Source organism: Flavobacterium sp., assembly GCF_035299245.1.
Lineage (GTDB): Bacteria > Bacteroidota > Bacteroidia > Flavobacteriales > Flavobacteriaceae > Flavobacterium.
In genome coordinates this window covers 324,822-338,058 of the sequence record NZ_DATGWY010000004.1, presented here as the reverse complement: position 1 = coordinate 338,058, position 13,237 = coordinate 324,822, and the positions used below count along the sequence as shown (strand labels likewise).

Sequence of the window (13,237 nt, the reverse complement as noted above, 5' to 3'; positions counted from 1 at the left end):
ACGTTAAATTTTTACTTCTCTTTTATGAAATTTGAACCCAACATAGTGCTTTAAAAAATCCCGTCTCGTTTAGAACAAGACGGGATTTACATATATAGGCGCCCGAACAAGCAGGCGGAAAAAACTATAATTCTAGTGCTTTCTTCGCATTTCCACCCATTAAATGTTCTACTGGGTTTTCCAATGCTTCTTTTACCGCTACTAAGAAACCTACTGATTCTCTACCATCGATGATTCGGTGATCGTAAGAAAGTGCTACGTACATAACTGGCGCAATTACGATTTGTCCGTTGCGAACGATTGGGCGATCAACCACGTTGTGCATTCCTAAAATTCCCGATTGTGGTGGATTGATGATTGGTGTAGACAACATACTTCCAAAAACACCTCCGTTGGAAATAGTGAATGTTCCACCGGTCATTTCATCAACCGTTATTTGTCCGTCACGAGCACGCAAAGCCAAACGTTTGATTTCAGCTTCAACGCCACGGAACGATAACGTCTCAGCATTTCTCATTACTGGAACCATTAATCCTTTTGGTCCAGAAACCGCTACTGAAATATCACAAAAATCGTATGAGATTTTCTCTTGACCGTCAATCATTGAGTTTACATCTGGGAACAATTGCAACGCTCTTGTCACTGCTTTAGTAAAGAACGACATGAATCCTAAACCTAAACCGTGTTTTTCTTTGAACGCGTCTTTGAATTCGGCTCTTAAATCGTAAATCGCAGTCATATCAACCTCATTAAACGTAGTCAACATCGCAGTTTCATTTTTCGCAGAAACCAATCTCTCAGCTACTTTACGACGTAGCATTGATAATTTAGTACGCTCTGAACCACGACTTCCTCCTGTTGGAGTTCCCATAGAAGGAACGGCATTTACAGCATCATCTTTAGTGATTCTGCCACCTTTTCCTGTTCCAACTATGTCGGTTGGTTGGATGTTTTTCTCATCCAATATTTTACGAGCTGCTGGCGATGGCGCTTGTGTGGCATACGTTTTTTCTGCAACTGGAGTAGCTTTTACTTCTTCTTTTTTAGGTGTTTCTGCAACTGGCTTTGGAGCTTCTGCTACTGGTTTTGCTTCTGCTACTGGAGCGCTTCCACTAGGTTTCGCTGCGCTAGTATCGATCAAACAAACTACAGCACCAACGGCAACTGCATCGCCTTCTTCAGCTTTAAGAGTGATGATTCCACTCGCTTCTGCAGGCAATTCAAGTGTAGCTTTATCAGAATCTACCTCAGCAATTGCTTGGTCTTTTTCTACATAATCACCGTCTTTTACTAACCAAGTTGCAATTTCAACTTCTTTTATTGATTCGCCTGGAGAAGGCACTTTCATTTCTAAAATCATATTCTTTTAGTTTATTGTTCGTAGTTTATTGTTTATGGTTTGCGGCCAACTATGAACCACAAATCATAAACCTTTTATCTAAATAAATTTTTATCAAAAACCATTCGTATTGCATCGGCATGACGTCTTCTATCACGCGTGTGACTTCCGGCTGCTGGTGCGGCATAGGCTTTTAACGAAGCCAAACGCCAAGGTACTAAATCGAAATTCATCAACATGTATCCGTAAGCACCCATGTTTTTCGGCTCTTCTTGCGCCCAAACAAAATCGTCTGCATTTGGATAGCTTTTGATGATGGCTTTCAATTGCTCTACTGGTAGCGGGAACAATTGTTCAATACGTACCAAAGCTACATCATTTCTGCCTAAATTTTCTCTTTCGGCCAAAATATCGTAGTAGAATTTTCCAGTAACGAAAACCACTGTTTTTACTTTTTTCTTGTCCACTGAAGCATCATCAATGGTTTCTTGGAATTGTCCTTTGGCTAATTCATCAACTGTGGAAACGCACAATGGGTGACGCAACAAACTTTTGGGAGAAAACACTACCAATGGTTTGCGGAATTTCGTCTTCATTTGTCTTCTCAACAAGTGGAAGAAGTTGGCTGGCGTGGTACAATCGGCAACATACATGTTGTGACGTGCGCACAATTGCAGGTAACGTTCCATACGTGCAGAAGAGTGTTCGGCACCTTGACCTTCGTAACCGTGTGGCAACAACAATACAATTCCGTTTTGGTTGTTCCATTTGTCTTCACCACACGAAATGTATTGGTCAATCATGATTTGCGCACCATTAGAGAAATCTCCAAATTGGGCTTCCCAAATCGTTAAAGCGTTTGGATTGGCCAAAGCATAACCGTAGTCAAATCCGAGTACGCCATATTCTGAAAGGAACGAGTTGAAAATATTGAACTTCCCTTTTTTATCTTTTAATCCGTTAAGTAATACTACTTCTTCTTCGCTGTCTTCCACTTTCACCACCGCATGACGGTGTGAAAACGTTCCTCTTTCTACGTCTTGTCCTGACACACGAACATCGTAACCTTCTGTCAAAAGCGAACCGTACGCTAAAGTTTCAGCTGTTCCCCAATCGATGGCATTGTTATCGTACATGGTTTTACGATCTGTAACAATTTTGGTGATTTTGCTGATGAATTTTTTATCTGAAGGCAAAGTCGAAACCGTTTCAATGATTTGATCCAATTTTTTACGATCGAATTTAGTATCTACTTTTTTCAACATTTCATCATCTGAAACTTGCTCAAAACCTTCCCATTCATCTTGCATGAACGGTTTGATGATGGTCAAATCTTTCTTGCGAGAAGCTTGTAAATTTTCATCGAGTTTGTCTTTGTACTCGTTTTCGATTTTAGTAATGTACGCTGCATCAACGATTCCATCAGTGATTAGCTTTTCTGCGTAAATATCTCTTGGATTGCGGTGTTTAGCAATAATTTTATACAAAACCGGTTGCGTAAAACGAGGTTCATCACCTTCGTTGTGACCGTATTTTCTATATCCTAATAAATCGATGAACACGTCGCGTCCGAATTCCATTCTGAAATCTAACGCAAACAACATAGCATGAACTACTGCTTCAGCATCGTCTGCATTTACGTGTAATACTGGAGACAAAGTTACTTTAGCTACATCCGTACAATAAACTGACGAACGTGCATCTTGGTAATTGGTAGTAAATCCGACTTGGTTATTGATGACAATGTGAATCGTTCCACCCGTTTTGTAACCGTCTAATTGTGCCATTTGAACAATTTCGTACACAATTCCTTGTCCAGCAACTGCTGCATCACCGTGAACGGCAATAGGCAATACTTTTGAGAAATCGTCTGGGAAATATTTGTCTTGTTTAGCACGTGTAATTCCTTCAATAACGGCACCAACCGTTTCTAAGTGCGAAGGATTCGGAGCCAAATTGATGTTGATTTTTTTTCCTGAAGATGTTTTTCGCTCCGATGTCAACCCTAAATGGTATTTTACGTCGCCATCGAAATATTCTTTATCGTAGTCTTTTCCGTCAAATTCGGAGAAAATATCTTGAGTTGCTTTTCCGAAGATGTTAGCCAACACATTCAAACGCCCACGGTGTGCCATTCCCATTACGAAATGCTCTACGCCTTTTTCGGCCGCCGATTCTATTACAGCATCTAGTGCCGGAATTAAACTTTCGCCACCTTCAAGTGAGAAACGTTTTTGACCCACGTATTTGGTGTGAAGGAAATTCTCAAACGAAACCGCTTCGTTTAATTTTCCGAGTATGTGTTTTTTTTGATTGGAATCAAAGTTCGGTAGGTTATCATTAACGTTGATTCGGTTTTGAATCCACTGAATTACCTCTGGTTTTCTCATGTACATGTACTCGATACCAATGTGTTGGCAGTACACGTTTTTAAGGTGCGCAATAATTTCTTTTAAGGTTTTGGGTTGATGACCTAATACTTTGGCGGCATCAAAAACCAAATCCAAATCGGCACTAGTCAATCCAAAGTTTTCTATGTCTAAATTGGGAGTGTAAACACGACGATCACGAACCGGATTGGTCTCTGTAAACAAGTGACCGCGTGTACGGTACGCATCGATTAATTTTAAAACATTGAATTCTTTCTGCAGTTTTTCAGAAACTTGAGAGTTCTCTGAAGAAGCATACGTTACAATTTGTTCCCCTAAATTCTCTTCATTGTAGGTGGCCATTCCAAAGTCGAATCCTTGAAAAAAGGCTCTCCAACTAGGTTCTACGCTATCAGGATTTGAGGTATATTGTTCGTATAAATCGGCAAAAAATTGAGTGTGTGCTGCGTTTAAAAAGGAAAACCTATCCATATTTTTTATATAAGTACAGTTGTAGTTGAAAAATTTTATGCAAAAGTAAAATATTTATAACAATCTTTCAATGTTTTTGCTACTTTTATATCGCTAATTAACTATACATAGAGCCATGAAAACGAAAGTATTACCTGTTTTTATAAAAAGATTAACATTTCTATTTTTACTCCTGTTGAGTTATGTCAATTTTGGACAGCAAACTCCTGTTACTGAAACAAAAAGTGATTTTTGGAACAATGTGCAATTTGGTGGCGGATTAGGCTTGGCAATTGGCTCTGGATTTACTAATATTTCGGTATCTCCAACTGCGATTTATAACTTCAACGAATACGTTTCAGCTGGTGCTGGTTTGCAATACAGTTATTTAAAAGACCGTGATTTTTATTCTTCGAGTATGTACGGCGGAAGTATTATTGGATTGGTTAATCCGATTGAAGAATTTCAGTTGTCGGTTGAATTAGAACAACTTCGTGTGAATTTGAAAGCTGATAATTCTACTTTTACAGATGATTTTTGGAATACAGGTTTGTTTCTTGGAGCTGGTTATCGCATGGACAATGTAACTATTGGCGCACGATACAACGTTTTGTTTGTAGAAGACAAAGGTGTTTATGGCGATGCTTTTATGCCTTTTGTTAGGGTGTTTTTTTAGGAATCTGACTATAAGACTGTAAGATTATAAGACTGTAAGACGATACATTTTAAGAAAAGTAGTTTAGTAACGATTCCTGAACCACACCTTCATCCATTCTCTTTTTAAAATCAAAAAAGCCACTTGTTCGGAAAGCTCCAATACATCCGAACCATCAAGTTTTTTTACTTGATCTTCAGGAACATCAATGATGTAAAGTAGGTTTAAATATTCTGCAAATTTGTACTGAATCAAACGGTAGATTTTTTCGTGCAATTGTATTTTCAATTCATTGGGTTTGGTCGAATGATGAAAATCAATTGGTTCGTTGGCCAAATTGAAGTCTTTATTGATTTGTTCGATTAATTTTGGGTACAGGTTTTCGTTTTCTGCTTCAGAAAGTAAATGATCAGTAGATGTTGGTGCAATAAAACTAGACATTTCGATTCATTAATTTTTCACCAAAAACCCGCAACAACATCTTTTTATCATCTGTAATACTCATTCTATCCAAGGTTTCAAAAGCTTTGAATGTGTAGTCTTGAATGGCTTTTTGAGTAGCCTCTGATGCACCAGTTGTGGTAAAAATATCTTTAACCGATTGAATTTTATCGGTATTGTCATTGGGCTGAATGGAAAATAAATGCGATAATTGTTCTTTTTCTTCCTCCTTAGCAAACTCCATCGCTTTCAAATACAAATAGGTTTTTTTATTTTCAATAATATCGCCACCGACTTGTTTTCCAAACGTTTCCGGATTTCCAAAAGCATCCAAATAATCGTCTTGGAGTTGAAAAGCTATTCCTAAATTCAATCCAAAATCATAAATCAAATTGGCATTTTCTTCCGAAGTTTGAGCTACAATAGCGCCCATTTTCATCGCTGCACCAACCAAAACTGCGGTTTTATATTCGATCATTTTTAAATATTCCGGAATCGTAACATCGTCTCGAGTTTCAAAATCCACATCGTATTGTTGACCTTCACACACTTCTAAAGCTGTTTTGCTGAACAGTTTCGCCAAATCTCTAAAAATGACTGGCTCGTAGTCTTCAAAATGCTGGTACGCCAAGATGAGCATCGCATCACCTGATAAAATTCCGGTATTGATGTCCCATTTCTCATGAACGGTTTCGTTTCCTCTTCGCAAAGGCGCGTCGTCCATAATATCGTCATGAACCAACGAAAAATTATGAAAAACCTCAACAGCTGTAGCCGCGGCCAATGCTTTTTTGCAATCAACATCAAAAACTTCTGTTGCCATTAAAGTCAAAACCGGTCGCATGCGTTTGCCACCCAAATGCAAAATGTATTGAATCGGTTCGTACAAATTTTTTGGTTCTTTGGTCAGAGTTAATTCGTTAAAATATTCGGAAATCAGTTCTTGATAGTGAGCTATTGGTCGCATATAAATGATTGTGATTGCGGATTTTGTTATGCAAATCTACATATAAATTACGTATTTGAAGTTGAAATTGCCGTTTCCAAACATAAATCAAATGTTAAATTTATGTAAATACAACGGAAACTATTTTGGTGTTAAAAGTTTCCGTATTACATTTGCACCCGAAATTAGAACTCACTCAGTTAACCGATTCTAAAATAAATTCAAAATAAATGAAAGACAAAATCATCAAAAAAGCCACCGAAATGTTTTTGAAACTTGGGTTCAAGAGCGTGACTATGGATGATATTGCTTGCGAAATGTGTATTTCAAAAAAAACGATTTACAAATATTTCCACAACAAAGAAATGCTGATTGAAGAAGGAACCGAAATTGTTCATCAAAAAATTCACCGAATCATTGACGAGATTATTTCGAAAGACTTTAATGCGATTGAAGAAAATTTTGAAATCAGAAGAATGTTCAAAGAAATGTTTCAGTCGGTAGATCATTCGCCAGCATTTCAATTAAAAAAGCACTATCCAGAGATTTATAGCAAAATGATGGCCAATGAAATTGAAGATTGCACGACCGTTTTCTCTCAAAATGTTGAAAAAGGAATTGTACAAGGCTTGTACCGAACTGATGTAGACATTGAAGCTGCCGTAAAATTCTATTACACTTTGATTTTTTCCATCAACGAAAACACTCAATTTGAAAAAGACGCAGCCGAATTGGAACTCAAAGCCTTAGAATACCACACCCGAGCAATCGCATCCGAAAAAGGGATTATCGAACTCGAAAAACAATTATCAAAAATAAATTCATAATCATCAATCCATGAAAAGCAAATTAATCCTAACCTTACTCTTGTTTGCCTCCATTTTGCAGGCGCAAGACCAAAAAGAGAGTTTTTCTTTTACTCTAGAACAAGCCATTGAGCACGCCATTAAAAACAATTATTCTGTTATCAATGCCAACCGCGACGTGGAAGCAGCTAAGCAGAAAAAATGGGAAACCACTACTATTGGTTTGCCTCAAATTAATGGAAATGTGGCTTATCAAAACAACTTTCAAATTCAACGTTCGATTGTTCCTGCCGAATTTTTTGGCGGTCAACCTGGAGAATTTGCAGAAGTAGCTTTCGGTACTAAACACACTATGGCAGCATCGGCCACTTTGAGTCAGTTGATTTTTGACGGCTCGTACTTAGTAGGTTTGCAATCGGCTAAAACGTATTTGCAAATTTCTGAAAATGCCAAAATCAAAACAGCACAACAAATCAGAGAAATGGTCATTAATTCGTACGGAAATGTTTTATTAGCCGACGAGAGTATTTCCATTCTTCAGAAAAACAAAACCATACTTGAAAAAACACTTTCGGATACGAGAGAAATCTACAAAAATGGTTTCATTGAAGAAGAAAATGTAGAGCAATTGCAAATCAATTTATCTACAGTAAATAGTTCGTTAGAAAATGTAAAACGCCAAAAAACAATTGCTATCGATATGCTTAAATTGCTATTGGGAATTAAATTGGAAAGCGAATTAGTTATTACTGATAAATTGGAAACTTTAACCCAAAACAATGTTGATTTGGTTTTATTGAAAGAAGAATTCAATGTCAACAACAACATCGATTATCAAATAGGTCAAAATGCTCTTAAAAGCAAAGAATTGCTTTTGAAATTAGAACGAAGCAAAGCCTTACCATCATTAGGCGCAGCTGTAAATTTTGGGTACAATGCCTTTAATGATGAATTTCAATTTTTCAGTCAAAATCAAAAATGGTTGAACTATTCTAACTTAGGTTTGAACTTAAACATCCCTATTTTTAGTAGTGGCGGAAGAAGTTCACGTACTCAACAAGCTCGAATTGCTTTAGAACAATCGAAAACGCAACTGACTGAAACCGAACAAAAACTAAAACTCGAATTCGAAAGAGCCAAAAGTGATTACGAATTCAGTTTAGAGCAATTGACTACTTCTAAAAGTAATTTGAACTTGGCCGAACGCATCGAAAACAAAAACCAAATTAAATTCAAAGAAGGTTTATCAAGCAGTTTCGACTTAACGCAAGCGCAAGAGCAATTGTACGCCGCACAACAAAGATACCTTGAGGCCATGCTAAGTGTGATCAACAAAAAAGCAGCCTTAGAAAAATTATTCAATAAAAACTAAATCACAATCCAATATAACATGAGAAAAATACTTTTAACCGCGTTCCTTTCACTCGCCATTCTGTCTTGTTCAAAGAAGGAAAACAGTGACAACATTGACGATTTGATCAGTGCAAAAAATCCGACTGCACTTCAAACTAAAAAAGCGGCTTTACAAGCTGATATTGCCAAAATTGATGAAGCATTAGCTGCGTTAAATGTTAAAAAAGACGAAGCTTTGGTTTCTGTAATGACTGTAAAAGACACTGTTTTCAACCATTACTTAGACATTCAAGGAAATGTAGACACCAAAGAAAATGTTTTGGTTCAACCTGAAATGCCTGGAACATTGACTTCGTTGACAGTAAGAGCCGGACAACGAGTTGGAAAAGGTCAAATCTTGGGTCGTGTTGACGATGGTGGATTGAGCCAACAAGTGGCCAGCATCGAAACGCAATACCAATTGGCAAAAACTACTTTTGAGCGTCAAAAAAATCTGTGGAATCAAAAGATTGGTTCTGAAATTCAGTATTTACAAGCTCAAACTCAAATGATCAGCTTACAAAAACAAGTAGCTCAAGCCAAAGCACAATTAGCAAAAACATTAATCAGAGCGCCATTTTCTGGAACTATTGATGAAGTTTTTGTAGAAAGAGGCGAAGTGGTTTCTGCAAGTCCACAAGGATTAATGCGAATTGTGAATTTAAGTCAAATGTACGTTTCGACTACCGTTCCTGAAAGCTACATCGGCAAATTAAAAGTAGGTACAATTGTAGACGTGTATTTAACTTCTTTAGGAAAAACCTACAAAGGAAAAGTACGTCAAGTAGGAAATTACATCAATCCAAACAACAGAAGTTTCGGAATTGAAGTAAGCGTTCCAAATCCGGAGAATTTATTGCGTCCGAACCAAGTAGCGAAGCTAAAAATCATCGACTACACCAATCCAAAAGCTATCACGGTTCCAACCAATGTAGTTCAGGAAGACGGTGAAGGAAACAAATTTGTATTCACTGTAAGCAACAGCAACGGAAAAACAGGTACTGCCAAAAAAGTACTGGTTAAAGTAGGAAAATCATCAGGAAACGTAACCGAGATTGCTAGCGGATTGAATCCGGATGATATCATCGTAACCGAAGGTGTAAACACTATTTCTGAAGGAATGAAGTTGAATTTCTAAACAGTTCATGGTTCGTTGTTTATCGTTTATTGTTAAACAACCAACCACAAACCATAAACTACAAACATAAAATGAGTCACCAAAATAAAGAATTCGGGATTTCAACCTGGGCGATCAAAAACAGAGTTACTGTTTACATCTTTACTTTCCTTATTGTTATTACAGGATTGATTGCCTACGTTACTATGCCGCGCGAGGATTTCCCAGAAATCATCGAAAATAAAGTATACATTTCTTCTGTTTTCCCAGGAAATTCAGCTGAAGATGTCGAAAAATTGATCATCAAACCACTCGAAAAAGAGTTCAAAAACATCAGTGGTGTAAATAAAATTACGTCAAGTTCGTTTCAAGATTATGGGATGATTATCGTTGAATTTGACGATAAAGTTACCATCATCGATGCCAAAACCAAAATCAAAGACCAAGTAGACGTTGTAAAAGCGGATACCGACTGGCCTAACTTGGACAACGGAAGTAAAGTAGAACCGAGTGTTTTTGAGTTGAATATATCGGAAGAAGTGCCGATTTTGAACATCAACTTAAAAGGAAATTACACTACTCAACAACTTAAAAAATATGGCGAATTGATTCAAGATGATATTGAAGAAATTCCCGAAGTGAAAAAAGTTGACATTTTAGGTGTTGATGACAAAGAAGTTGAAATTGCAGTAGATATTTTCAAAATGACAGCTGCACAAGTGTCGTTTGATGAAATTCAAAGCGCTGTTCGCAACGAAAACATGACGCTTTCGGGTGGAAATTTGATTTCTCAAGGTTCGAGAAACAACATCCGTATTGTGGGTGAAATCAAAGACCCAAAAGAACTGGAAAACATTGTTGTAAAACACAATGGCGGAACCGTTTACCTCAAAGACATTGCTGTTGTTAGTTTCAAAGAAAAAGAAAAAACAACCTACGCTCGTGAAAAAGGAACCGAAGTAGTGATGTTGAGCGTGAAAAAACGTTCGAATCAAAACATGATTTCGGCCATTGAGCAAGTAAAAGAAAAACTAGAAAAAGCGAAAGAGAATTACCTTCCTTCTAATTTGGATTTACAACTCACTAACGACCAATCATCGCGAGTGGAACACCAAGTAGACGAACTTTCCAACCACATCATCTTTGGTATTATTCTGGTAATGATTGTGTTGATGTTTACCATGGGATTGCGTAATTCATTATTCGTTGGTGCGGCGATTCCATTGTCAATGTTGATGGCGTTCAGTATACTTTCTGCCGCTGGATTGACCTTGAACACGATGGTACTTTTTGGTCTAGTAATGGGATTGGGAATGTTAGTTGACGACGGAATTGTGGTAGTCGACAACGTTTTTGCCAACATGAAAAAAGGAATGAACCGTTTGGACGCATCCCGAATTGGTATTGGTGAAATCGCTTGGCCTGTAATTTCCTCTACGGCAACCACTTTGATGGCGTTCTTACCGTTCTTATTGTGGCCAGGAACGATGGGTAAATTCATGAAATACTTCCCAATTACACTTTCAGTTACCTTAACGGCTTCGCTTTTTGTGGCGATGGTTGTAAATGCAGCAATGACTGGTGGTTCTATGGATATTGAAGATAAGAATGTATCGAAAAAATCGGCTAAAAAATTCACTATTATTTTTACTCTAATTGCAGTTATCTTTTTGATATTAGGTCACGGTTTTGATTCTAAATTCTCAAAGGCAATTGCTCACTTAGCCATTATTTCTCTTGGTTTAATGTGGTTGTACAAATGGAAATTATACCAATGGACGCAAGATTTCCAACACAGTTTCTTCCCGAAAATGGAGGAAAAATACAAAACATTCTTAGCTAAAATCCTAACGGGAAGAAAGGCGTGGTTTGCTTTAGCAGGAATCATCGGAATGTTGTTCTTATCGTTCATTTTACTTGGAATTTTCCCGAGAAAAGTATTGTTTTTCCCTGATAATATTCCGAATCAAGTAATTGCTTACATCGAATATCCGCAAGGAACTGACATTCAAAAAACCAATAAAGCAACTTTATTTGTAGAAAAACAAGTTATTGATATCTTAAGCAAATACGTTGATCCTGAAACCAAAGAAAATTACTTAGCAGAATCCATCGTATCGCAAGTAGGTGTTGGTGCGGGTAATCCAAATGTAGATGCGGGTTCGGCTTCTGAAACTCCATACAAAGGAAAAGTAACGGTGAATTTCTCGGAATTCAAATTCAGACGCGGAGTAAATACGGCTGATATTTTAGAGGAAGTTCGTAGCCGCGTAAAAGGTATTGCTGGTGCAACAGTTACGGTTGAAAAAGATGCTAATGGTCCGCCAGCTGGATATCCAATTAGTGTTCAATTAACGGGAAGTGATTATGAAGACATGTTGAAAGAAGCCGATAAAATGATCGCTTTTATCAATTCTAAAAACATTCCTGGAATCGAGCGTTTGAATGTAGATGTGAACAAAGAAAGTCCAGAATTAGAAGTAAAAGTAGACCGTGTAAATGCGGGAAGTCTCGGAATTTCAACTGGTCAATTAGGATTTACATTACGTCGTTCGGTATACGGACAAGAAATCTCAACCTACAAAGAAGGCGACGATGACTACAACATCACAATGCGTATGCAAGACGATCAACGTAAAGACGAAAACATCTTGTTCAACCAATCGTTGACGTTCCGAAATCCTGCTACAGGTCAGATGATGCAAGTACCCGTTTCGGCGATTTCTCAAACGGAAAAAACAAATACTTACAATCAAATCAAAAGAAAAAACCAAAAACGTATCATGACCGTGTATTCGAATGTGTTGACTGGTTTTAATGGCGATGAGATTACCAAACAAATTCAAACCGAATTAAAAGGATACGAATTACCAAAAGGAATCACGTATTCGTTCTCGGGAGTACAAGAAGAGCAAGGAAAAAACCAAAGTTTCTTAATGTATGCGTTGTTCTTAGCATTGGCTGGAATTACCATCATTATCGTACTTCAGTTCAACTCGGTTTCAAAAACGATGGTGATTTTATTCACAGTATTGTTGAGTTTCAGTGGTGTTTTCTACGGTTATGTTATTGCTAATATGGATTTCGTAATCTTAATGACAATGATGGGAATCATATCGCTGGCGGGAATCGTGGTGAAAAACGGAATCGTATTGATGGACTTCTTCGTATTATTAATGGACGAAAAAGTAGCGCAGAAAAAAGTAGAAAGCCACGATGACTTGACTTTAGAAGAAATTAAAGAAGTCATCATCGAGTCAGGAAAATCGCGTTTGCGTCCGGTATTATTAACGGCTTTAACTGCGGTTCTAGGATTAATTCCATTGGCCATCGGATTGAACTTCGACTTCTTCGGATTGGTGACTGATTTGAATCCGCACTTATTTTTAGGTGGTGATAACGTAATCTTTTGGGGACCATTGGCTTGGACAATCATCTTCGGATTGACGTATGCAACCGTACTGACTTTAGTAATGGTTCCGGTGATGTTCTACTTGGTAAAAAGAGTAAAATATTACTTGCGTGATCGACGAGAAAACAGAAAATTAGTTCTTAAAGAGTAATATAAATGTGTTGGTTTACATTGAAAAAACGTCCTGAGTAATCGGGACGTTTTTTTTAGTTTTAAGTCAATCGAATTGCAATTTTTTAAACCCTATAAGTCATGTAAGGTTAAAAACTAATAATACTTAAATGTCTTA

The 13,237-nt window shown here is 37.4% G+C and carries 9 protein-coding genes; 5 read left to right on the top strand and 4 right to left on the bottom strand.

The window, feature by feature from the left end:
• Nucleotides 1-124: 124 nt before the first annotated feature.
• Both odhB and VK161_RS03115 read right to left on the bottom strand, forming a co-directional pair.
• The gene (odhB, locus tag VK161_RS03120; protein ID WP_324213297.1) at nt 125-1,360 is read right to left on the bottom strand and encodes a 2-oxoglutarate dehydrogenase complex dihydrolipoyllysine-residue succinyltransferase; all 1,236 of its coding nucleotides are present in this window, start codon (nt 1,358-1,360) and stop codon (nt 125-127) included.
• A gap of 74 nt (nt 1,361-1,434) precedes the next feature.
• Nucleotides 1,435-4,200, bottom strand: coding sequence for a 2-oxoglutarate dehydrogenase E1 component (locus VK161_RS03115; protein WP_324213296.1), 2,766 nt, complete (start codon nt 4,198-4,200; stop codon nt 1,435-1,437).
• A gap of 115 nt (nt 4,201-4,315) precedes the next feature.
• On the opposite strand from VK161_RS03115, the gene VK161_RS03110 reads away from it, so the two are divergent.
• Nucleotides 4,316-4,855, top strand: a complete 540-nt coding sequence (locus tag VK161_RS03110) for a hypothetical protein (protein ID WP_324213295.1) — start codon at nt 4,316-4,318, stop codon at nt 4,853-4,855.
• 63 nt (nt 4,856-4,918) lie between these two features.
• On the opposite strand, the gene VK161_RS03105 is transcribed toward VK161_RS03110, so the two are convergent.
• Both VK161_RS03105 and VK161_RS03100 read right to left on the bottom strand, forming a co-directional pair.
• Entirely contained in the window at nt 4,919-5,275 is a 357-nt protein-coding gene (locus tag VK161_RS03105; protein WP_324213294.1) for a hypothetical protein, read from the bottom strand.
• Nucleotides 5,268-6,242, bottom strand: a complete 975-nt coding sequence (locus VK161_RS03100) for a polyprenyl synthetase family protein (RefSeq protein ID WP_324213293.1) — start codon at nt 6,240-6,242, stop codon at nt 5,268-5,270. Before VK161_RS03100 ends, VK161_RS03105 begins: the two co-directional genes overlap by 8 nt.
• A 209-nt stretch (nt 6,243-6,451) precedes the next feature.
• Here VK161_RS03100 and VK161_RS03095 point away from each other — a divergent pair, with 209 nt between their 5' ends.
• The 4 genes from VK161_RS03095 (at nt 6,452) to VK161_RS03080 (ending at nt 13,099) form a co-directional block, all read left to right on the top strand.
• Complete coding sequence (locus tag VK161_RS03095; RefSeq protein ID WP_324213292.1) at nt 6,452-7,048, top strand: TetR/AcrR family transcriptional regulator; 597 nt, start codon at nt 6,452-6,454, stop codon at nt 7,046-7,048.
• 10 nt (nt 7,049-7,058) lie between these two features.
• Nucleotides 7,059-8,399 (top strand): TolC family protein, encoded by a 1,341-nt coding sequence (locus tag VK161_RS03090; protein ID WP_324213291.1) that lies wholly within the window; start codon nt 7,059-7,061, stop codon nt 8,397-8,399.
• Nucleotides 8,400-8,417: 18 nt separating this feature from the next.
• Nucleotides 8,418-9,557 (top strand): efflux RND transporter periplasmic adaptor subunit, encoded by a 1,140-nt coding sequence (locus VK161_RS03085; protein ID WP_324213290.1) that lies wholly within the window; start codon nt 8,418-8,420, stop codon nt 9,555-9,557.
• A 71-nt stretch (nt 9,558-9,628) separates the two neighbouring features.
• Nucleotides 9,629-13,099 (top strand): efflux RND transporter permease subunit, encoded by a 3,471-nt coding sequence (locus VK161_RS03080; protein ID WP_324213289.1) that lies wholly within the window; start codon nt 9,629-9,631, stop codon nt 13,097-13,099.
• Nucleotides 13,100-13,237 lie beyond the last annotated feature (138 nt).

What these genes read in the sequence shown, in the direction of transcription:
- VK161_RS03085 (WP_324213290.1), top strand. Translation starts at nt 8,418, where the DNA reads ATGAGAAAAATACTTTTAACCGCGTTCCTTTCACTCGCCATTCTGTCT.
- VK161_RS03105 (WP_324213294.1), bottom strand. Translation starts at nt 5,275, where the DNA reads ATGTCTAGTTTTATTGCACCAACATCTACTGATCATTTACTTTCTGAA.
- odhB (WP_324213297.1), bottom strand. Translation starts at nt 1,360, where the DNA reads ATGATTTTAGAAATGAAAGTGCCTTCTCCAGGCGAATCAATAAAAGAA.
- VK161_RS03100 (WP_324213293.1), bottom strand. Translation starts at nt 6,242, where the DNA reads ATGCGACCAATAGCTCACTATCAAGAACTGATTTCCGAATATTTTAAC.
- VK161_RS03115 (WP_324213296.1), bottom strand. Translation starts at nt 4,200, where the DNA reads ATGGATAGGTTTTCCTTTTTAAACGCAGCACACACTCAATTTTTTGCC.
- VK161_RS03080 (WP_324213289.1), top strand. Translation starts at nt 9,629, where the DNA reads ATGAGTCACCAAAATAAAGAATTCGGGATTTCAACCTGGGCGATCAAA.
- VK161_RS03110 (WP_324213295.1), top strand. Translation starts at nt 4,316, where the DNA reads ATGAAAACGAAAGTATTACCTGTTTTTATAAAAAGATTAACATTTCTA.
- VK161_RS03095 (WP_324213292.1), top strand. Translation starts at nt 6,452, where the DNA reads ATGAAAGACAAAATCATCAAAAAAGCCACCGAAATGTTTTTGAAACTT.
- VK161_RS03090 (WP_324213291.1), top strand. Translation starts at nt 7,059, where the DNA reads ATGAAAAGCAAATTAATCCTAACCTTACTCTTGTTTGCCTCCATTTTG.